The organism is Pseudalkalibacillus sp. R45 (genome assembly GCF_052246725.1).
In the GTDB taxonomy this organism is placed as follows: Bacteria; Bacillota; Bacilli; order Bacillales; family Fictibacillaceae; genus Pseudalkalibacillus.
This window is the reverse complement of sequence record NZ_JBQQCL010000004.1, coordinates 33,416-53,729: the sequence shown is the minus strand read 5'-3', so window position 1 is coordinate 53,729 and position 20,314 is coordinate 33,416. Positions and strand designations below refer to the sequence as shown.

Annotated in this window: 17 protein-coding genes and 1 pseudogene; 11 read left to right on the top strand and 7 right to left on the bottom strand. The window is 41.2% G+C overall.

Going from position 1 to position 20,314, the window contains the following annotated elements; translation table 11 throughout:
- Nucleotides 1–420 precede the first annotated feature (420 nt).
- Complete coding sequence (locus ACTWQL_RS09535) at nt 421–1,434, top strand: DUF3231 family protein (RefSeq protein ID WP_443142224.1); 1,014 nt, start codon at nt 421–423, stop codon at nt 1,432–1,434.
- On the opposite strand, the gene ACTWQL_RS09530 is transcribed toward ACTWQL_RS09535, so the two are convergent.
- The 5 genes from ACTWQL_RS09530 to ACTWQL_RS09510 form a co-directional block, all read right to left on the bottom strand.
- Nucleotides 1,424–1,795 carry a CBO0543 family protein gene (locus tag ACTWQL_RS09530; RefSeq protein ID WP_443142223.1) on the bottom strand — a complete coding sequence of 124 codons (372 nt, stop codon included), beginning with the start codon at nt 1,793–1,795 and terminating at the stop codon, nt 1,424–1,426. The two genes, ACTWQL_RS09535 and ACTWQL_RS09530, sit on opposite strands and share 11 nt — an antisense overlap.
- Before the next feature lie 80 nt (nt 1,796–1,875).
- Nucleotides 1,876–2,475, bottom strand: coding sequence for a CBO0543 family protein (locus tag ACTWQL_RS09525; RefSeq protein WP_443142222.1), 600 nt, complete (start codon nt 2,473–2,475; stop codon nt 1,876–1,878).
- Nucleotides 2,441–3,526 (bottom strand): Ger(x)C family spore germination protein, encoded by a 1,086-nt coding sequence (locus tag ACTWQL_RS09520; protein ID WP_443142221.1) that lies wholly within the window; start codon nt 3,524–3,526, stop codon nt 2,441–2,443. The genes ACTWQL_RS09525 and ACTWQL_RS09520 overlap by 35 nt, the downstream gene beginning before the upstream one ends.
- Nucleotides 3,519–4,631, bottom strand: coding sequence for a GerAB/ArcD/ProY family transporter (locus tag ACTWQL_RS09515; RefSeq protein WP_443142220.1), 1,113 nt, complete (start codon nt 4,629–4,631; stop codon nt 3,519–3,521). Before ACTWQL_RS09515 ends, ACTWQL_RS09520 begins: the two co-directional genes overlap by 8 nt.
- Nucleotides 4,624–6,129, bottom strand: a complete 1,506-nt coding sequence (locus tag ACTWQL_RS09510) for a spore germination protein (RefSeq protein ID WP_443142219.1) — start codon at nt 6,127–6,129, stop codon at nt 4,624–4,626. The genes ACTWQL_RS09515 and ACTWQL_RS09510 overlap by 8 nt, the downstream gene beginning before the upstream one ends.
- Before the next feature lie 114 nt (nt 6,130–6,243).
- On the opposite strand from ACTWQL_RS09510, the gene ACTWQL_RS09505 reads away from it, so the two are divergent.
- A complete protein-coding gene (locus tag ACTWQL_RS09505; RefSeq protein WP_443142218.1) occupies nt 6,244–6,453 on the top strand; it encodes a hypothetical protein in 210 nt (69 codons plus the stop codon).
- A gap of 70 nt (nt 6,454–6,523) precedes the next feature.
- Here ACTWQL_RS09505 and thpD read toward each other — a convergent pair whose 3' ends face one another.
- The gene (thpD, locus tag ACTWQL_RS09500) at nt 6,524–7,414 is read right to left on the bottom strand and encodes an ectoine hydroxylase (RefSeq protein ID WP_443142217.1); all 891 of its coding nucleotides are present in this window, start codon (nt 7,412–7,414) and stop codon (nt 6,524–6,526) included.
- A gap of 374 nt (nt 7,415–7,788) precedes the next feature.
- Here thpD and ACTWQL_RS09495 point away from each other — a divergent pair, with 374 nt between their 5' ends.
- The 5 genes from ACTWQL_RS09495 (at nt 7,789) to hfq (ending at nt 14,373) form a co-directional block, all read left to right on the top strand.
- Complete coding sequence (locus ACTWQL_RS09495; RefSeq protein ID WP_261133001.1) at nt 7,789–8,355, top strand: outer spore coat protein CotE; 567 nt, start codon at nt 7,789–7,791, stop codon at nt 8,353–8,355.
- 295 nt (nt 8,356–8,650) lie between these two features.
- On the top strand, nt 8,651–11,275 hold the full coding sequence (mutS, locus tag ACTWQL_RS09490) for a DNA mismatch repair protein MutS (protein ID WP_443142216.1): 2,625 nt from the start codon (nt 8,651–8,653) through the stop codon (nt 11,273–11,275).
- Complete coding sequence (mutL, locus tag ACTWQL_RS09485; RefSeq protein ID WP_443142215.1) at nt 11,254–13,140, top strand: DNA mismatch repair endonuclease MutL; 1,887 nt, start codon at nt 11,254–11,256, stop codon at nt 13,138–13,140. Before mutS ends, mutL begins: the two co-directional genes overlap by 22 nt.
- A gap of 19 nt (nt 13,141–13,159) precedes the next feature.
- Nucleotides 13,160–14,098: a tRNA (adenosine(37)-N6)-dimethylallyltransferase MiaA gene (gene miaA, locus ACTWQL_RS09480; protein WP_443142214.1), complete on the top strand. Its 939-nt coding sequence runs from the start codon at nt 13,160–13,162 to the stop codon at nt 14,096–14,098.
- Nucleotides 14,099–14,130: 32 nt separating this feature from the next.
- Nucleotides 14,131–14,373, top strand: a complete 243-nt coding sequence (gene hfq / locus ACTWQL_RS09475) for an RNA chaperone Hfq (protein WP_221564517.1) — start codon at nt 14,131–14,133, stop codon at nt 14,371–14,373.
- A 205-nt stretch (nt 14,374–14,578) separates the two neighbouring features.
- Here hfq and ACTWQL_RS09470 read toward each other — a convergent pair whose 3' ends face one another.
- The gene (locus ACTWQL_RS09470) at nt 14,579–15,562 is read right to left on the bottom strand and encodes a tyrosine-type recombinase/integrase (protein WP_443142213.1); all 984 of its coding nucleotides are present in this window, start codon (nt 15,560–15,562) and stop codon (nt 14,579–14,581) included.
- A 212-nt stretch (nt 15,563–15,774) separates the two neighbouring features.
- On the opposite strand from ACTWQL_RS09470, the gene ACTWQL_RS09465 reads away from it, so the two are divergent.
- The 4 genes and pseudogenes from ACTWQL_RS09465 (at nt 15,775) to treC (ending at nt 20,298) form a co-directional block, all read left to right on the top strand.
- Nucleotides 15,775–16,347 carry a YhcN/YlaJ family sporulation lipoprotein gene (locus ACTWQL_RS09465; RefSeq protein ID WP_443142212.1) on the top strand — a complete coding sequence of 191 codons (573 nt, stop codon included), beginning with the start codon at nt 15,775–15,777 and terminating at the stop codon, nt 16,345–16,347.
- A gap of 216 nt (nt 16,348–16,563) precedes the next feature.
- Nucleotides 16,564–16,731, top strand: a complete 168-nt coding sequence (locus ACTWQL_RS09460) for a hypothetical protein (RefSeq protein WP_443142211.1) — start codon at nt 16,564–16,566, stop codon at nt 16,729–16,731.
- Between the two features lie 391 nt (nt 16,732–17,122).
- Nucleotides 17,123–18,556, top strand: a pseudogene (gene treP / locus ACTWQL_RS09455) (PTS system trehalose-specific EIIBC component).
- A 53-nt stretch (nt 18,557–18,609) separates the two neighbouring features.
- Complete coding sequence (treC, locus tag ACTWQL_RS09450) at nt 18,610–20,298, top strand: alpha,alpha-phosphotrehalase (protein WP_443142210.1); 1,689 nt, start codon at nt 18,610–18,612, stop codon at nt 20,296–20,298.
- Nucleotides 20,299–20,314: the final 16 nt, after the last annotated feature.

Sequence of the window (20,314 nt, the reverse complement as noted above, 5' to 3'; positions counted from 1 at the left end):
TACCTGAATAATCTCCTCGCAAGGCATGCGACGAGGAAGCTCGCTTCGAAAGGACTTTCTTGTAGACGCAGGAGCACAAATGCTTCCTTGAAAAGGAGACTCCTGAGGTCGCAAGGCGACGAGTGGGCTCACCGCACGACACGCGGAAAGCAAGTATCCTGGAGCGGAAATCAACGACTTTTAAAGAAAACTTGGCGAGACCAAGCCTTTTGTAGGTCGAGCCTTAGTTGCCCTTATACTGAAGAAAGTATTTTATACTTTCTTTAAGTGCAAGAGCAACAAAGCTTGCGAAAACAGCCTTATTTTTTGCATTGCGGCTGGACCAAGTTTTCTTTAGCTGAATTCCTGCTCCAGGTATAATAAATCCATTGAAAAGATAAGCTAAAAACATTACTGATCCATGAACGGAGGAAGAGTTTTATGGAGGTCAACCGAAAGATCCGCTTAACCTCAGCAGAATTATCCCAACTTTGGACAGCTTATATGAATGATACATTTTCAGTCTGTGCTTTGAAGTATTTCCTGAATCACGTTGAAGATGATGAAATACGTCCGATTCTACAATATGCACTACAATTGGCAGAAACACACGTTGAAAGGTTAGAGGCGTTTTTTAATGGTGAAGGTCACCCTGTACCTTATGGATTTAAAGTGGAGGAAGATGTCGACATCAATGCACCACGTTTATTTGCAGATTCTTATTATCTGGTGTTCCTCAATCATATGGGGAAGATCGGCTTGAATGCATATAGTATGAGTACTGGACTTGCAGATCGCTCAGACGTATACGAGTATTTTTCTACCTGTCTTCAAGAATCGGTCGAGTTGAGAAATCGCACTAGGGAGACATTATTATCCAAAGGTTTATATATACGTTCCCCATATATTCCGACACCGGCCACATATGAGTTTGTGACAAAACAAAGTTTTCTTACAGGCTACTTTGGAAATCGTAGACCACTGACATCACTTGAAATTACAAATCTATATGAAAATATACAAAGGAATGCACTGGGAGTAGCGACGATGATGGCTTATAGTCAGGTTGCTCAACAGAAAGATGTTGTTAAATTTTTTACAAGGGGCAAAGAGATTGCCAAAAAACATGTGGAAATTTTCAGTTCAGTGATGAGAGAGGATGATCTGCCAGTACCTATGACATGGGATACGGATGTTACTGAATCCACAACCTTTACATTTTCGGACAAATTGATGATGTTCCAAACCACGTCATTGACTGCCTTAAGTATCGGTTACTATGGTACGAGTATATCCACCAGTCCTAGACGTGACCTTGGGGTAATGTATGGAAGGTTGATCGGTGAAGTTGGCAAGTTTTCGGAAGATGGAGCAAATATCATGATTGATAATCGATGGCTGGAACAACCACCTATGGCGAGTAACAGGGAAGAACTTAAAAATCTCAATGATTGAGGTGGTTGATCCGTTCAATTGTAAATTTTAATACAATGGCGATCAAAATATAAATCACAAAGGAATAGAAATGACTCCATTTCAGCTGTTCGTAAACGTCAAGATATATGAATAATGGTTCAATGATGAATGCTCCTATGGAAGATAATACGATAGATGCTATGATGTACCTTTTCCATGAGCCGAAAAATTGATATGTAATCATATATCCAACCGGCAGGACTGAATAGTCCATAGGTATAAAATGGGGAACGATCCGAAACAATTTCGAATTGTATCTCCACCATTCATTATTAACCCCAGTAGTATCCAAAAGTATAACAATTGTCGATAATAGAAGCCCGAAAATCAATATTTCCATTAAACGAGTTCGATCTATTGTTTTCCACCAAATGATCCAGGGTACGATCAGCAGTGTAATATAGAAAAGATTTAGCATTATCATGTCCATATACTCAGTCCTCGGCTTGACAAGTTTACAGGAACTTTGAAATACATCAATAATACTGCGATGATGACCAAAGAAACCAAATAAGCAATGAGAGGCTTCAGATAATGAAGTCTTAACATCGGAAACATGACACACACAAACAATAATGAGTAAAGGAGATTCCACTTATTGAAATAAGTTATTCGATCGAAGAGATTAGCCAGGAATTCAAAGCCAATATAAATGCCAATCCATTTCAGGTTGTACAAGACCTTTTTTGAAAGACTCTCAGGGTAATCGGTTAAATATAACAATACTGTTGCAGGGTATATGATGAAAAAATAAAGAGATTCAGTCACAGCGTAAGGAATCCCGAAATCAGGGTCGATACGCCAAAGCAGATGGCCAGAACAATAGAAGAAATAGAGAAGACTCATACTGGTCATATAAAGCATTGTTGCATGGTATTTCCTCCAATTTCTCCAATCGCCCCATTTCCATGCTGTAAAAACTGCTAAAACCGTCAGTGAAAGGTGCATGTCCTTCATTCCTTTTCCATTCTGATAATCAAAACCGTTACGATGAAATCCCTGTTTCAAGAATTTCGACATTGACTTTTACCTCGATCTGCGCAAATGGATATTTTTCCTTCCATTGTTTATGAACGAATTTTCGTTCGCGACTTTTCATAACATTCCCCAATCCTAACGGGTCAATGTCTTTTTCTTGTAATTCCCCTAACATACTTAAGCAATTCTTTTCCAAATTTGCAGCGAATTTCTTTTCCAACTTGGGAATTAATTTTGGGTCTTTTGGCATTTTGAAGCGGGTGACTTCATTCAAAATTCCATTCAAATTGATTTCGATTTGGAACTTCGGGTTGTCAATTCCTTCAATAACGTGGTACTTCACTTCCGAACCGATATTTTCGATGATGTAATCATGTTCTTTGTACTCTACTTTACGATTCCCGTATTTGAAGTCCTCCTTCATGATTTTAAAGAGGAAACTGTCGCTGAAAGGTACAGAGTGAACGTATGTCCCTTTTTTGAAAAAGGCAATCCCATCAAGTTCAACATGCTCACCTTTTTTTTTCAGTATAGGTAAAAAACCATCCATCCCTGCCGAGCTGTAGGCATAGGCAAAATCATGTAGGTTGGTGGTGGGAAAATTTTCCATGGTGTTATTTTTTAAGAGACCGGTTATATACCTGGAAGTACGCTCATTCGCTGAAAATTCCGTCTCGATCAGCTCCTTTGTAGAACCCTTAACTACACCTAGATAAACGTCTCTGCCAATGCTTGCATCCCTGATCAGATTATCGAGAAGAAATGATATGTCATTTCTTGCAAGTTCCTCCTCGTAAAGGTTCACAGTCGTTTTACCATGGATCAGTGGTCTGGAGGATTTTCCTTGCAACTTTCCATGGATTTCTTTTAACGTTTCACCCTCAGCACTAAAGTATTTTTCACTGATTGTAGCCCCTGTTTCAACTCTACTGAACTGTGGAATAGAAATCGTCCCCTCGATCTGTTCATCATCAATATAGTCATAACCTTCTACCTGGATAATGGCCACATCTTCAATACTATAAATTTCGCAACTTGTGAGTACCAATAAGGAAAGGGACAGAAGTAACGGCATAATGATTTTGTTAGACATGACGTTTCCTCACTTTATTTGCAGCCTTTTGAAATAGAAACAATATAGGAATGTAAAGCAATATATAGAATCCGATCTTACCTGTCCAATCATTCAATTGATCAATGGTTTCTCTATCTTTCAATAAGCCGCATGCTATGAATAAAATGATGAAATAGATGATGAGGATCCAGTGTTGTTTGAAATTCAGAACACGTCTTGGAACTCGGCTGGCGGCCCACAATGCCAAACAAATATTCGGTAAAATGACGTAAACCCACATCGCCAATCCTATATATTCAAATCGCTCTACAAAAGGTAATTCTACGATTTTCCACAACGAAATCGTCGGCCATATGATATCCTGAATTCCTTCTAGACTGTAATAGACAAATGAGACGATTGCAGTCCCAAGATATATGAGAGTGGTGAAAAACACCCCGTGATGCGCCCATTTTTTTGAGGCATGCGGCTTTTTGATGAAGGGATAATAAATCAGCAATAGTTCAATTCCAAGAAAACTCAGAGTAGCCGTCTTTGTAGAAGCTAACAATTCCGGGATTGAATGATTAATGATTGGAAAAAGATTTTCCATATGAGCGAATTGTAATGGAAAGAAGTACAAAGATAGCACCGGTAATCCTAAAAGGACACTGAACAGACACATGCCGGTTACTACACGGAATCCACCAGCTGCAAAATAATAGGCTAATAAAAGGAAAACGAATGAAAATACCCAAACATTCAATCGAGGAAAAACCCAAACTTGAACGACTTCGATGAACGTTCTCACAACAGTTAGACTCAGCAAAAGGAAATAAAAGCTGAATATGATGCTCAACAAACCTCCGAGATATTTCCCATAAATATCATTGTGCACAGATACGATATCACCATCACTGTCTTCGAGAATCTTGTAAATCATCCATAGCAGGATATGCATCATCAATCCGCCTATTAAAATCGAGATCCATGCATCGTATCCTGCATCTTTGGCTATATAACGTTGAAAACCAAGTATCCCTACACCGATCTGCATCGCGTGGATCAGAAAAAAAACAAGGGTGGGAGATACCATTGCATTTTCAGATATGGATCGTACTCCTGATTGATTGTTTCTAATCATCGATATCTCTCTTTTCATTAGACCGATGTGCGTTGAAACGTGTTGAATCATCCGGGCGCGTTTGTAACGGTCTTTTCGATTGTTTATTGAAAGGCAGACGGATGAAAGCATCCTTCAAATCCCGGAACCGCAGAGGGTATAGTGGTGCAAAAAAAGGTCGTCCGATTGATTTGAGTCTGATCAAGTGTCCGATGAAAAAGACCATAGATAGGGATATACCGATCAATCCCCAAAATTGTGCTCCAAGTAAAAAGGGGAATCGGATAAGACGGATCGTATTACCGATTTGGTATACAGGCGTCGTAAATGACGCAAGTGCTGCAAGTGCAGTGATGATCAGCAGGACATTACTTGTCAATCCAGCTTCAACTGCTGCTGTTCCAATTACGATACCGCCAACAATACCAATGGTCTGACCAACCTTGGCTGGAAGCCTTGCTCCTGCTTCTCGGAGTAATTCGATGGTCAATTCCAAAACAATGACTTCGAGGATCGGCGGTAACGGGATATCCGCTCTCGAAGAAATGATCGTTGGCATCATATCCTCTGGTACCATTTCATGATGATGTGTCAACACCGCTACATATAAAGAAGTACTCAGAACTGAAAAAATTACCGCAAATAATCTGATCAGCCGAAATGCAGACGCTAGATGCCAGGGTAAGAAATAATCATCTGAAGCGGAAAAAAATTCAACGATGGTCGTCGGGCATGTCAAAGCATGCGGAGAGCCATCAACGACAATAGCAACTTTACCTTCTACCAATACCTCCGCCACACGATCAGGTCTTTCCGTATCTAAAAACTGTGGAAAGGGAGAGTTCGAATTATCAGCAATCATCTGTGTAATGAAAGAACTGTCGATGATCTGATCGTATTCAATCACATTCAAACGTTGAATGACGGTATTCAGGTTTTCTTCATTTACGATCCCTTCAATTGAAATGACAGCGACCCTGGTTTTGGTGAGTTTCCCGATCACTAACTCATGGATGGTTAATTGCGGTAGTGTAAGACGTTTCCGTAAGAGATTGATATTGGTATCAAGTGACTCGACAAACGCTTCTTTGGGACCAACGACACTGAATTCAACTTCCGGAACACTGACTTTTCTTGTTTCCACGGTAACCGCCGGTATCAACAGAACCTCTTTATCAGCTTCCTCCATCTGGATCATGACATAACCTTGCATCATTCTTATCCGGATCTCTTCTAATTCATCTGTTATCTTGATGTTATCAACAGGTATTTCATGTTTAATATCTTCTAAATCTTTTAGATGATGAGACTTGAGAGCTGGTAAAATCGACTGGTGAAGGAATTTAGGTTCGATCATTGTTTTTATGTACGAGATGACACATGTAGTAGGACCCGTAAGATGATCGGTTGTAAAATCTTTTGAACGTTTGAGGGTTTCAATTAATGCATCAATGGAATCGTTTTGTTGGACTTGTTCGTCTTTTGGAAATTGTTTTTTATTACGCCTCCATTTCCACATATCTCATGTCCCCCTATATTACTCCAAAATGATTGAGCTCTTATCATTTTTTACAGCAGGGTTATTATTTATACTGTTATAGGAGAAGATAGTGGAAGTGAAAGGGGGAAATCGATGTTTTTCGGTTATGTGATCCCATTGTTGCTGCTCTTGCTGTTTTTCCTGTCAGCATATTTTCTTTTAAGTGGACTTTCAAAAATCATCTTGATCGGTTACGTCATCTATTTGATCATTCTTCCTTTTGTTCTTTTATATCGCCAGGAAGTCAAAGAATACCGTAAAGATAAAAATAAAGTGTTGAATGATGAAGAGAGCGGCGCATGAGGATGCACCGCTCTCTTCATCTGTATAATATTACCCTTTTGCTCTTTCAGTACGAAAGTGGTCGAGCTTCCTAAATCTTGATTTCTTCTTCTTCACGGTTTGCAATGAAATCTGGTCTTGCTTTTCCGCCAGAGAACGGCTCTACAAGTCGATTGTTTACACTGTTATAGACGAGGAAGAGGTTGTTCCGATCATAAGGCGTGATATTGCTGTTCGAGCCGTGCATCGTATTCGATTCGAAAATAATAACGGAACCAGCTTTACCAGTGGGAACTTCGATTCCACCACCATCGACTAGCCATTTCATATGGTCATGATCTGGTACACCTAATTCCTGACGTTTCAAGGATTGTTTGAAATTATCTTCAGGCGTTTCTCCTGCGCAAGAAATGTAATATTGATGCGAGCCTGGTACGAGCATGAGTGGACCGTTGAAGGTGTAGTTATTTGATAAAGCAATGGATACACTTAAAGCCCGCATACGGGGCATCCCGTCCTCCACATGCCAGGTTTCGAAATCGGAATGCCAATAAAACTCTTTCCCGGTGAATCCAGGTTTATAATTAATCCGTGACTGATGGATATATACGTCATCACCGAGCAAATGGTTGATGATTTTGATCAACTCAGGGTTCCTTGTCAACTTCTCAAGGTATGAATTACTTTTATGAAAATCAAATATAGATCGGATCTCATTACTTTCTGGTTCTCTGATGATTTTAGGGGAATCGGTCATCCGATTCTCATCACGTAACCCGAAAATCTCATCCTGTAATTTTCCAACTTCTTCTTTAGAAAAGAAATTCTCGAGCATGATGAATCCATTCTCTTCGTAATATAAAAGTTGTTCATCGGTCAATGGACAGCTTTGCCTAGTCTTTTCATCTCCATGGATGACCGGATCCTTTCTCTGGAGGACTTCGAATTGGTCATTGTTTCGAGATGGATACAAATCTTGCATATTAACACTCCTTCGATTAGATAGGGTCATTTTCGTAGTTGTTGTACCCTCTTGTATTATCATTAAACGTGCATATTCTTAAAAAATGGGAATTCACTTTTTAGAAATTTCACATACCGTATTAAACGTTATTTTTTATAAATTTGTTTTTACAACGAAGGCTGAAGAAGCGTGCGGATCGTCCTTGGAAAAAGAGTCATTTTGCAAGACAAGAATAATCAATTAAAAAATAAAAAAAATGAACAATAATTTCGTAAGAATCTCATAGACTGAACTAACGGGACATTATGAACGAGTTTATAAAATTTTTAGCACACTAGTCATTCGCCCTGCATAGGATGAATTGAAGATTGGAAGAGGAGGGATTGAGTTACATGGCCAATAACGATTTCAGTTACAGAGAAATTATAACTAAAGCGGTTTGCGGCAAGGGGAGAAAGTTCTCACAGGCCACCCACACGGTTACACCTGCTCATAAACCATCCAGCATTCTCGGTTGCTGGATCATCAACCACAATTATAAGGCGATAGAAAACGGAGATGCAGTTGATGTAGAAGGCAGCTATGATATCAATGTATGGTACTCCTACAATAACAATACAAAAACAGAGGTCGTAACTGAGACAATCAAGTATAAAGATTGCTGCAACCTTTCAAAGAGAGATGAAAATTCATTAGGAGCACATACACAAGTGAGTGCAAGAGCAATACAGGAGCCTAATACATTAGAAGCAACAATTTCTCCTAACGGCAATAAAATACTTGTTCAAGTCGAGAGGGAATTCATTGCAGAAGTGATCGGAGAAACGAAAGTCTGGGTCCATGTAAACCAGGATGGTGTTGAAGAAGATTTAGAAGACGATTCTTGGGAAGATGAAGTGGACGGAGAAGAATTCGAAGATCTAGATCCGAATTTCCTTCTAGGTGATTTAGAAGAGTAGGTGAACAAGGAAGAAGAAAACTTCTTCCTTGTTTTTTGTTTGTTTTAGAAAGCGATACCGGCAGCCAGCACCGTACATTTCCCGATTTTTATTGAACATTTCTTCCCATGATATATGTACATATATTGAGTTTTATCAACATTTTACGTTTTTCGACAACGTCAGGATAAAATCAGACCTTTGTACTATGCCACTTCAAAGGGTTTTTATCTTAAGATTTCATTTCATCCAACGAATCAAAAAGTCGAATTATGCTATAATGGGGTGTAGAAAATAAGTAAGACGGAGGGCTAAAATGGCTGAATACACTCCAATGATCCAGCAATATTTATCAATTAAGGCAAAATATGAAGATGCCTTTTTATTTTTTCGATTAGGAGACTTTTATGAACTGTTCTTTGATGATGCACTCAGAGCATCCCAAGAACTTGAAATAACACTGACAAGCCGCGATGGCGGAAAAGGGAATAGAATACCGATGTGCGGTGTTCCTCACCATTCATCCCAGAATTACATCGCTCAGCTGATTGAAAAAGGTTTTAAAGTTGCGATTTGTGAACAAGTGGAAGATCCGAAAGAAGCAAAAGGTGTTGTGAAAAGGGACGTGGTCCAGGTCATAACGCCGGGAACGGTAATGGAAGGTGCATTATTGGATGAAAAAGCGAACAACTTCATCGCTTCAGTAACACCTTTTGAAGATGGTTTCGGGATGGCAACAAGCGACTTGTCGACCGGCCAGAATTTTGTAAAATTCTATCAGGAGGACTGGAAAGCAGTTTGTCTGGAACTCCAATCTATTTCAGCGAAAGAAGTCATCGTCCCATCTAATCTACCAGAGGAACAATTGAAACGATTACAAGACGTCTATCAATTCACAGTTTCATTTGAGGATGACAAAGATATACCAGAGCCATTACATAGTATTCTAATGAAATTGGAATCTGACAAACTGCGACAGACTGCCAGTCAGCTGATCGCTTATCTTGTTCGGACCCAAAAACGTTCACTTGATCATATGCAAGAGTATCAATATGTCGAGACGACTGCTTATATGAAAATCGATCCAAATTCCAAACGTAACCTTGAACTAGTGGAAACACTTCGTCAGAAACAGAAAAAGGGGTCTTTGCTCTGGCTGTTGGATAAGACCGTGACTGCGATGGGCGGGCGTATGCTGAAGCAATGGATTGAACATCCATTGCTTGATCGGAAGGCGATTGAAGAACGACTATCGATCGTTGAAACGTTCATGAAGCAATTTTTCAACCGGGAGCAGGTTCGTGAACAACTGACGGAAGTTTATGATCTAGAGCGCCTGGCTGGAAAAGTCGCGTATGGAAATGTTAATGCGAGGGATCTTATCCAGCTGAAGAAATCCTTGCAGAAAGTACCATCCTTAAAAGACACATTGCTTGATATGGATCATCCAGGATTAGCTGATCGCTCGGAAAACATGGACCCTTGTGTCGAACTGGCAGAGTTGTTGGAACAAGCGATTCATGAGGATGCACCGATTTCGATAAAAGAAGGGAACATCATACAGAACGGCTACCATGAAGATCTCGATGAGTACCGTGACGCTAGTGTGAATGGGAAAGCCTGGATCGCTTCTCTTGAACAAAAGGAACGTGAAAAAACCGGAATCCGATCATTGAAAATCAGATATAACCGTGTATTCGGTTATTATATCGAAGTGACGAAGAGCAACCTTCATCTGATTGATGAGGATCGTTATGAACGAAAACAGACACTGGCAAATGCCGAGCGATTCATCACCCCGGAGCTGAAGGAGAAAGAGGACATCATCCTCGAAGCAGAAGAAAAGTCGATTGAGCTTGAGTACGAACTGTTCATCAAAATCCGAGAAGAAGTGAAAGCATTCATTCCGCAGTTACAGATCCTTGCCAAACAGATCAGTGAAATCGATGTCCTTCAATCATTCGCTGTTGTGAGTGAGGATGGGCAATATTGCAAACCGAAGATTTCAGAAGATGGGACGATCAATATCGAAGCCGGACGCCATCCGGTTGTCGAACAAATGATGGATCGCCAGGATTATGTATCAAACGATGTCCGTATGAATCATGAACGTGAAGTACTATTGATTACAGGTCCGAATATGGCTGGTAAAAGTACGTATATGAGGCAAGTGGCGCTTTCTTCAGTCCTTTTACAAGTCGGTTGTTTTGTTCCTGCAGAAAGCGCCACACTACCGCTTTTCGATCAGATTTTCACACGGATCGGTGCGGCAGATGATCTCGCAGGTGGTCAGAGTACTTTCATGGTTGAAATGATGGAGACACAGTACGCTTTGACACATGCGACCGAGCGCAGCCTATTGCTGCTCGATGAAATCGGTCGTGGGACTTCAACCTACGACGGCATGTCACTTGCGCAATCAATCATTGAATATATCCATGAAAACATTGGAGCGAAGACGTTATTCTCGACACACTATCATGAGCTGACGGTGCTTGAAGGACATCTAGAGCGATTGCATAATATTCATGTCAAAGCGATTGAAGAGAATGGGAAAGTAGTCTTTTTACACAGAGTTGAAGATGGCAAAGCGGATCGTAGTTACGGTATCCACGTTGCTGAACTTGCACATCTTCCGGTTGAATTGATCAAGCGGGCGAATGAGTTGCTTTCAGACTTTGAATCGACGAAAACTGTAAAAAGTGACCATGATGTTCCAGTAAAAGAGGATCAAGGACAGCTTTCCTTTTTTGAACCTTTTAATCAATCAAAACATACGAAACAAAAACAAGATGAACGTCATCCTGCGCTAGAAAAAATAAAAGATATGGAACTGCTGACGATGACGCCTCTTGAAGCGATGAATGCTCTCTATGAACTTCAAATGTCGATTAAACAGGAGAAGCAGGAGGGGACGAAATGGGCAAAATCCAACAATTAGACGATCTGTTATCAAATAAAATCGCGGCTGGGGAAGTCGTCGAACGCCCTGCCTCGATTGTTAAAGAGCTGGTGGAAAACTCGATCGATGCAAACAGTACTCGTGTTGATATCGAAGTCGAAGAAGGAGGGCTTTCAAAGATCGAAATCGTCGATAATGGCGATGGCATCGAAAGTGATGATTTATTGAAGGCTTTTCAAAGGCATGCAACAAGTAAAATCAAGCATGAAAATGATTTGTTCCATATCCGGACGCTCGGTTTCAGAGGGGAAGCATTACCGAGTATCGCCTCTGTATCAAAGGTATATGTAAAAACGAGCACTGGGCAAGGGGCAGGTGACGAGCTTTCGATCCACTTCGGAAAGGTGATCGACCAGAAGAAATCCGACAGCAGGAAAGGGACATCGATCGAGGTTACACAATTGTTCCATAATACACCTGCCCGGTTAAAGCATTTGAAAACGGTCCATACTGAATTAGGAAATATTACGGATGTCATCAACCGCCAGGCGATGGCACATCCAAATGTCGCATTCCATCTGAAACATAACGGGAAGACTGTGTTGAGAACGCCAGGCAATGGTGATCTTCTGCAAGTTATCGCTGCCATTTATGGGATGTCTGTGGCGAAAAAGATGTTGCGAGTTGAAAACAAGACGCTTGATTATACGATCAGCGGGTATGCGGTCAAACCTGAAATTACGCGTGCATCTCGTCAATATGTATCGTTGTTTATAAATGGTCGGTACATTAAAAATTTTGCGATTTACAAAGCGATTGAGCGTGCTTACCACACATTGTTGCCGATTGGAAGGCAGCCGATCGTGATCCTCTCCATCGAGTTGGATCCGATTTTAGTCGATGTCAACGTCCATCCAGGGAAACTGGAAGCTCGGTTCAGTAAAGAACAGGAACTGACGAAGGCGATAGAAGATGGTGTTGCAGAAGTGTTACGACAAACCGAATTGATCCCTTCAGCTGCAAACCCGAAAAGACAATCGAGTCCAAACTCGAAATCAGAACAACCCAGCTTTGAGTTTGACTCATATACAACACCGAATGTTGAGAAAAAACCGGATATCGAATTTGAAGATAAATCAGTAAGTGTAAACAAAAATCATGTCTCTCAAGTTGAAGAACCGAAAATCGAAGACATTGTCACTCCGGATGAAAAACCGCTTTTTTCAGAAAAACGGTTTGAGTACCAGCCGCCAATCGATCAACCAGGCCAACAAAATGAAGGAACGATAGAAGTAAACAGACCTGAGAACGCGGAACCATCCCGTATTCCACCCATGTATCCCGTCGGACAAGTACACGGGACCTACATTGTCGCGCAAAATGAGCAAGGAATGTATATCATCGATCAACATGCAGCGCAAGAACGGATCAAGTATGAATTTTACCGTGAAAAAGTTGGGGAGTTTGAACATGAGGTACAGGAGCTGTTAGTCCCCTTGACGTTTGAATTCACTCATACGGAAGCACAAGTGATCGAAACGCACAAGGATGAACTCGCTTCGATCGGTATCTTTTTGGAACCCTTTGGAGGGAATACATTCATTGTCCGCTCCCATCCGCAATGGTTCCCGAGCGGAGAAGAGCAGGAAACGATCCAGGAAATCATCGATCAGGTTATAGCAGATAAGAAGACGAATCTGAAAAAGTTGCGTGAAGACGCAGCAATCATGATGTCTTGTAAAGGCTCAATCAAAGCGAATCATCACTTGAGAAATGATGAGATGACTGCATTGGTCGATACTTTACGGAAAGCTGGTGATCCTTTTACCTGTCCGCATGGGAGACCGATCCTCATCAAATTTACGACTTATGAAATGGAAAAAATGTTCAAAAGAGTCATGTAGCAAACGTGGAGGTAGTTGGATGAAACCAGCATTAGTTGTAATTGTGGGTCCGACAGCGGTCGGTAAGACGAAAACGAGTATTGAAATCGCAAAAGCATTCGATGGTGAAATCATCAACAGTGATTCAATGCAAGTTTATAAAGGTTTAGATATCGGAACCGCCAAAATCAAAGAAGATGAAAAAGAAGGGATCCCCCATCACCTCTTTGATATTCGGATCCCGGACGAGGATTATTCGGCTGCGGATTTCCAGAATGATGCGCAACGCAAAATCAAAGAATTACATGATAAAGGAAAACTGCCTGTAATGGTAGGCGGTACCGGTCTCTATATCCGAGCTATCACGCATGGATATGAATTCACGGATGTAGCAGCTGATCCGGAATACCGTGAAAAGCTGGAAGCGTATGCTCAAGAAAATGGGGTTGAAGCGCTTCATGAACAGTTGAAACAGCTGGATGAAAAACGTGCTTCTCAAATCCATCCGAACAATGTCCGTCGGGTCATCAGAGCGTTGGAAATCCATCATACAAGCGGCAGTCTGGAATCACCTACCAACCAATCTGAAGAGGAATCACCCTACAACCTCATCACGATCGGATTGACCATGGATCGAGAACGGCTGTATGAGCGGATCAACCTGAGAGTGGATCTCATGATGGAAGAAGGTTTGTTAGAGGAAGTTCAATCCCTTTACGAGTCAGGAGTTCGGAACTCCCAGGCTGTTCTGGGGATCGGATATAAAGAGCTTTATGCTTATTTCGAAGGGCAATGCAGTTTGGAAGAAGCGGTTACGACCTTGAAACGGAACTCGAGAAGATATGCGAAAAGGCAATTGACCTGGTTCCGACACCAGATGGAAGTAGAATGGTTCGATGTGACAAATGGTTCAATAAATGAAAAAATTCCATCAATTTTGCGTTTTGTGGCAGGAAAGCTCAATCCTGAATCGAATTAGTGTATGAACGTTTATTGAGGAGGCCTATACACATGAAGCAATCCATTAATATTCAAGACCAATTCCTGAACACCTTGAGAAAAGAAAATGTTTTCGTTACGGTTTACCTATTGAATGGTTTCCAGCTTAAAGGGCTGGTTAAAGGGTTTGATAATTTTACTGTCGTATTAGAATCAGATGGCAAGCAGCAACTCATTTATAAGCATGCCATTTCGACATTCACACCACAGCGTCCGGTTGATTTTTCTTCTGAAAACAATAACCAGAACGGCTAAATCAATGGTGGATGGATGTCATCCAATTAAACAAATATAAAAGCCCCGGAAATTGGTACTATACCTTGACCGGGGCTTTCGTATGTTCCACTTAAAGAAAGTATGAAATACTTTCTTTAGTATAAGTGCACGCACGAAGGAAAAGCAATTGCTTTTTCGAGGAACGAATGGCTCAGCCTACGTCAAAGACTTTGCTTTATCAAGTTTACTTTAACGATGTGGGTTGGGAGAGATGTTCAACGTAATCCAGATAGCGATTCAAGGTAAGTGGCGTCTTCATTCCGAAATGGTTTTGGATCTGTTCCGTATCATCCCCGTTAAGAATGGCTTTAAGAATCGCCGTCCTTCTGAAATGTTGTGCGGATATTCCTTTGCGGAGTCCTGCCCTTTGGATTTCCTGGCGAATCATTTTCTGGATCGCGATTTCAGTAAGTCGTTTCGGACGATCTTCCTCATAACTCCACCTATAGGTCAACCGCTGGAAATCAAAGGCAACAAAAAAGGGATCAGAACTGAATTGTCCAGGTCGAACTGACTCTGGAATTGATTGAAAGTAATCAAACAGGATTTCGTTTTCCTCTTGATCGAATTTGATTTTCCGTTTCGCCGTCTGTTCGGTATTCGGGATCAACAATTCTTTTTGAATAAAGGAGATGTGACGTGTATCAATCGCACTGACCTCATGTAACGTCATACCGTGTTTGATCATGAGGGTGAGGATGGACAGATTCCGCTTCGATAACAGATTGTGGGCTTTCAATTGATTTTCTGTTAACCCTTGTTCAGATGGAATGATCTCAACTATTCTTCCCTGTTCAACCTCCGTAATGAACATATCGTCCGTAAACCGTTCTTCCCCATCATTATGTAATTCAATTGAGGAAACAGGGTTTTCTCCTATGATCTTTTTAGAAATAAGGAAACGATGAAATTGATTCAATACACTGTAAACCCGTTTCAGTGTTCGATACGAATAAGAGCGTTCATTGATCAGAAAATCGAAATAGGATTGTACAAACAAGGGCGTAAAAATCTTACTGTCGTTGTATGAAAGCTCATTAACTCGGATCCACGCTAAATAATCCTCGAGATCATACTTGTATCTTTTAACGGTAGAAGCTTGTCTGCCTCTCTTTTCAAGGTCTAAGACAAAATCGATCGCAGTTTGAGGTGTTTCCTGATTTGACATGATTTTTTATCAGCACCACCTTTATTCGCCATTTTCTCGCACTTAAAGAAAGTGTAATCAGTTTCTTCAGTATAAGTGCAACTATGGCTAAGCCTTCGCTAACGCTTGGCTTTGTCAGTTTTCTTTAATTATATCATGGTTTTTCTGCTTGTATGTATAACAGCCACATAAACTTCAAACGCTACATATTAAAATAGCGTGAGGTGGTTTGGATGTTTAAGAAGGTTATTGTTATCTTGTTGGCTGTCAATATTCTAGCCGCTTGTAATAATGGTGATGAAGCGCTTGACCAGGCATGGGAAGAAAACTATTCGAATCCAGGAAAAACAAGAATTAGCCAAAAAGGAAGTACACTCCAGAATAGTCCTCAAGTAAAAGAACGTGCCAGTGAAAGTGCTCAAGCAGAGGAACTAGTGAAGATGACTGAACAAGTAGATGGAGTTGATAAAGCAGATGCAATCGTTACAGGGATGTATTCCGTGGTGGGAGCCAAATTGGAAAAGGGAGTAGATCAAAATGCTGTTGTTAATGAAATCTATTCCCGACTGGATGATATTAGTCAGGGAGCGAACGCAGTTGTAACAACAGACCCTCAGCATTTGAAAAAAATGAATGAATGGGGGAAAGAGATTAACAAACGTGGATTTCATAAAGGGATTTATAATGAACTTGTGGCCATGATGAGTCAGATTCCAGCGCCTGAACGAGAAATCCATGAATCGAATCCTTCTAAAATGGATTTGGACAGGGAACGCATCAATCATTTACCGAATACGCCAAGATAACTCTCATGTTGAGGGTTATTTTTTTGTAACAGGCTGTTTTCGCAAACTTTGTTGCTCTTGCACTTAAAGAAAGTATAAAATACTTTCTTCAGTATAAGGGCAACTAAGGCTCGACCTACAAAAGGCATGGTCTCGCCAAGTTTTCTTTAAAAGTCGTTGATTTCCGCTCCAGGATGCTCGCTTTCCGCGGGGCGTGCGGTGAGCCCACTCGTCGCCTTGCGACCTCAGGAGTCTCCTTATCAAGGAAGCATTTGTGCTCCTGCGTCTACAAGAAAGTCCTGTCGAAGCGAGCTTCCTCGTCGCATGCCTTGCGGCACGCTGATCCCTCAGGAGTCTCGCACCTTGCTCTCCAATCAACTTGCACAAGGTGATTTTTTAAAATAACTTAAAAGCAAAAACAACCTTTTAGAAACAGCCAAAAGGGAAAAATCCTGTCCAAGATGGTGTGAATTCTTATGGCGTTACTTAGCCATGAACATTTTGAAAATATTCAAAAACTCCAGGTTCGAATTTTCCAAAAATTTCTCCGTTGACAATCCTGTATATACAAGTATAAACTTGTTATCGAACATGTATATACAAGATAATGAAAGCGGTTTATAAAAATTGGAAAAGATATTGAAGTGTAAAGCCTTTCTTTATATTTAAAGAAAAGTATAACTATTTTCTTCAATATAAAGGTAACTAAGGCTCAGCCTGCGCAAAGTCTTGGCGAAGTTCAAGTTTTCTTTATTTCAATCACTTGTAATCGTTTTCGTATGAGGAGGAGGACAACATGAGTGTTAGTCGTGAAGTAGTAGAAGAGATTGTGGCCGCCCTCGGGGGGAAGGAGAATATCCACACCGCAACACATTGTGTTACACGTCTAAGATTGGTCTTGAATGACGAGGAGAAAGTTGATCATGACAAGTTGAATGGGATTGACCTGGTAAAAGGATCATTCTCGACAAACGGGCAATTCCAGGTTGTCATCGGACAAGGAACAGTGGATGAAGTATACAAAAAAATGGTTGAAATCACAGGTATCGGAGAAGCGTCCAAAGATGAGGTGAAAAGTGCCGCTGCAGAAAGGATGAATCCACTGCAAAAAGCGGTGAAAGTACTTGCGGATATTTTCATACCGATTCTTCCTGCTATCGTAACAGCCGGATTGTTGATGGGACTTAATAACATTTTGACTGGACCAGGAATTTTTTATGATGGGAAATCAGTAATTGATGTTCATCCTCAGTGGGGAGACCTGGCGAATATCATCAACCTCATTGCAAACACCGCATTCGTGTTCTTGCCCGGACTGATTGGTTGGTCTGCAGTCAAGCGTTTTGGAGGGAGCCCGCTTTTAGGGATCGTACTTGGTTTGATGCTTGTCCATCCTGATCTGTTAAATGCATGGGATTATGGAAAGGTTCTTGAAGAAGGCGGGAAAATACCAAAATGGAATCTGTTCGGAATGGATGTCGAGAAGGTAGGTTATCAGGGACAAGTACTCCCGGTGTTAGTCGCAGCTTATGTTCTTGCTCGAATTGAACGTTTCTTGAACTCCAAGATTCCAGATGCTTTCAAATTGCTGATCGTTGCGCCGGTTACACTGTTGATCACTGGATTCTTAGCATTCATTGCTATCGGCCCGATCACGTTTGCACTTGGAAACCTGATTACAGATGGTTTTGTGAGTATTTTCGATAATTTTGCTGCTTTAGGCGGAATCATTTACGGTGGATTCTATTCATTGCTTGTCATCACAGGAATGCACCATACGTTCCTCGCGGTAGATTTGCAGTTGATCTCAGCTACCGGCGGGACATTCCTCTGGCCGATGCTTGCGTTATCGAATATCGCTCAAGGTTCGGCAGCACTAGCGATGATGTACGTGTCTCAGGATGAGAAGTTGAAAGGTTTATCTATGACTTCCGCAGTTTCTGCGTATCTTGGTATCACTGAACCAGCGATGTTCGGGGTTAACATCCGTTTCAAATACCCATTCATCGCAGCAATGGTCAGCTCCGCAATTGCCGGATTGATCCTCATGCTGAATGGTGTAAAGGCGAACTCGATCGGTGTTGGAGGAATTCCAGGTTTCTTATCCATCGCTGAAGGTTAATGGGGGGCATTCTTCATAGGAATGGGAATCGTCCTAGTTCTACCGTTTATCCTCACATACCTATACGGGAAATTTAAAAGCAATAATCTGCCAGGGATGGAGCATTAAGAATAAGCTCCTCCCTTTCATTCTTTTATACACCTAATGGAAGGAAGGCGTCTATGAATATAGAATGGTGGAAAAAATCGGTTGTTTATCAAATTTATCCGAGAAGCTTTAATGATACGACAGGTAATGGAGTTGGGGATATCCCGGGCATTATCGAAAAACTGGATTATTTGAAAACACTGGGGATCGATGTCATCTGGCTCACGCCGGTTTACGATTCCCCGCAAAAGGACAATGGTTATGATATCCGTCATTATTATAAGATCTATGAAGAATATGGCACTATGGAGGATTTTGAACGTTTGCTGAATGAAGCGCATGACCGGGACATCAAAGTGATCATGGATCTCGTGGTTAACCATACCTCAACTGAGCATGCATGGTTTCAACAAGCCCTTGCAGAGCCGGATAGCAAATACCGGAACTATTATATATGGAAAAAAGGCAAGGAGAATGAACCGCCGACCAATTGGCGATCTAAGTTTGGAGGTTCGGCCTGGGAGTTAGACTCGAAATCAGGAGAATATTACTTGCACCTTTTTGATGTTACACAAGCCGATTTGAACTGGGAGAATGAAGAGCTTCGTCGGGAAGTATATGAGATGATGCATTACTGGTTTGAAAAAGGAATCGACGGTTTCAGACTAGATGTCATCAACCTCATTTCCAAAGATCAACGCTTCCTGGATGATGACGGCAGCGTCCCTCCGGGAGACGGAAGGAAGTTTTATACGGATGGGCCTAAAGCCCATGAATATTTGAATGAGATGAATGAAAACGTCCTCTCTGAATATGATGTCATGACGGTTGGTGAAATGTCCTCAACCACCGTGGATCACTGCATCAAATATACGAATCCAGATCGGAAGGAATTGAACATGACCTTCAACTTCCATCATTTGAAGGTCGATTATCCGAACGGGGAAAAATGGGCGGAAGCGGATTTTGATTTTCTCCAGTTGAAGAGGATTCTCTCCAAATGGCAGAAGGAAATGTTCGAAGGTGGGGGCTGGAATGCATTGTTTTGGTGTAACCACGACCAGCCCCGCATCGTGTCCCGCTTCGGTGATGAAGGTCAATACAGGACTGAATCAGCGAAAATGCTTGCTACCACCATTCATATGATGCAAGGGACACCGTACATCTACCAGGGGGAAGAAATAGGGATGACCAATCCTGGATTCGATGAAATTGAATCCTACAGGGATGTAGAGTCGCTCAATGCTTTTGACTCTATGAAAAAACAAGGGAAGTCCGAGCAAGAAATCTTAAATATTTTAAAGCAGAAATCCAGGGATAATTCCCGGACACCAGTGCAATGGAATGCAGAGGAACATGCAGGATTCTCCTCAGCAGAGCCATGGATCGATGTAGCTTCCAATTATAAAAAAATCAACGCAGAAAATGCGCTGAATGACAGGGGTTCAGTTTTTTACCATTATAAAAGATTGATTGAACTTAGGAAGGGATTTGACATCATTACAACAGGTGACTACCAGTTGATTCTTGAAGATGACCCGGATATTTTTGCTTATATAAGGAATTCGAAGGATGAGAAACTACTAGTCGTCAATAATTTCTATAGAAAAGATGCCGAGTTCAGACTGCCCGCAGAAATTGATCTAAGCGGATTCGACTCGAAGGTATTGTTATCAAATTACTCTGATTCACATGAAAATTATAAGCACATAAAACTTCGGCCATACGAATCTGTCGTTTTTTACTTTGAGAAGTCATGCTAAACTAGTAGTGGTGATG

Excerpts from the sequence above, each read along its gene's own strand:
- ACTWQL_RS09535 (WP_443142224.1), top strand. The coding sequence starts at position 421 with ATGGAGGTCAACCGAAAGATCCGCTTAACCTCAGCAGAATTATCCCAA.
- ACTWQL_RS09530 (WP_443142223.1), bottom strand. The coding sequence starts at position 1,795 with ATGGAAATATTGATTTTCGGGCTTCTATTATCGACAATTGTTATACTT.
- ACTWQL_RS09525 (WP_443142222.1), bottom strand. The coding sequence starts at position 2,475 with ATGTCGAAATTCTTGAAACAGGGATTTCATCGTAACGGTTTTGATTAT.
- ACTWQL_RS09520 (WP_443142221.1), bottom strand. The coding sequence starts at position 3,526 with ATGTCTAACAAAATCATTATGCCGTTACTTCTGTCCCTTTCCTTATTG.
- ACTWQL_RS09515 (WP_443142220.1), bottom strand. The coding sequence starts at position 4,631 with ATGATTAGAAACAATCAATCAGGAGTACGATCCATATCTGAAAATGCA.
- ACTWQL_RS09510 (WP_443142219.1), bottom strand. The coding sequence starts at position 6,129 with ATGTGGAAATGGAGGCGTAATAAAAAACAATTTCCAAAAGACGAACAA.
- ACTWQL_RS09505 (WP_443142218.1), top strand. The coding sequence starts at position 6,244 with ATGTTTTTCGGTTATGTGATCCCATTGTTGCTGCTCTTGCTGTTTTTC.
- thpD (WP_443142217.1), bottom strand. The coding sequence starts at position 7,414 with ATGCAAGATTTGTATCCATCTCGAAACAATGACCAATTCGAAGTCCTC.
- ACTWQL_RS09495 (WP_261133001.1), top strand. The coding sequence starts at position 7,789 with ATGGCCAATAACGATTTCAGTTACAGAGAAATTATAACTAAAGCGGTT.
- mutS (WP_443142216.1), top strand. The coding sequence starts at position 8,651 with ATGGCTGAATACACTCCAATGATCCAGCAATATTTATCAATTAAGGCA.
- mutL (WP_443142215.1), top strand. The coding sequence starts at position 11,254 with ATGGGCAAAATCCAACAATTAGACGATCTGTTATCAAATAAAATCGCG.
- miaA (WP_443142214.1), top strand. The coding sequence starts at position 13,160 with ATGAAACCAGCATTAGTTGTAATTGTGGGTCCGACAGCGGTCGGTAAG.
- hfq (WP_221564517.1), top strand. The coding sequence starts at position 14,131 with ATGAAGCAATCCATTAATATTCAAGACCAATTCCTGAACACCTTGAGA.
- ACTWQL_RS09470 (WP_443142213.1), bottom strand. The coding sequence starts at position 15,562 with ATGTCAAATCAGGAAACACCTCAAACTGCGATCGATTTTGTCTTAGAC.
- ACTWQL_RS09465 (WP_443142212.1), top strand. The coding sequence starts at position 15,775 with ATGTTTAAGAAGGTTATTGTTATCTTGTTGGCTGTCAATATTCTAGCC.
- treC (WP_443142210.1), top strand. The coding sequence starts at position 18,610 with ATGAATATAGAATGGTGGAAAAAATCGGTTGTTTATCAAATTTATCCG.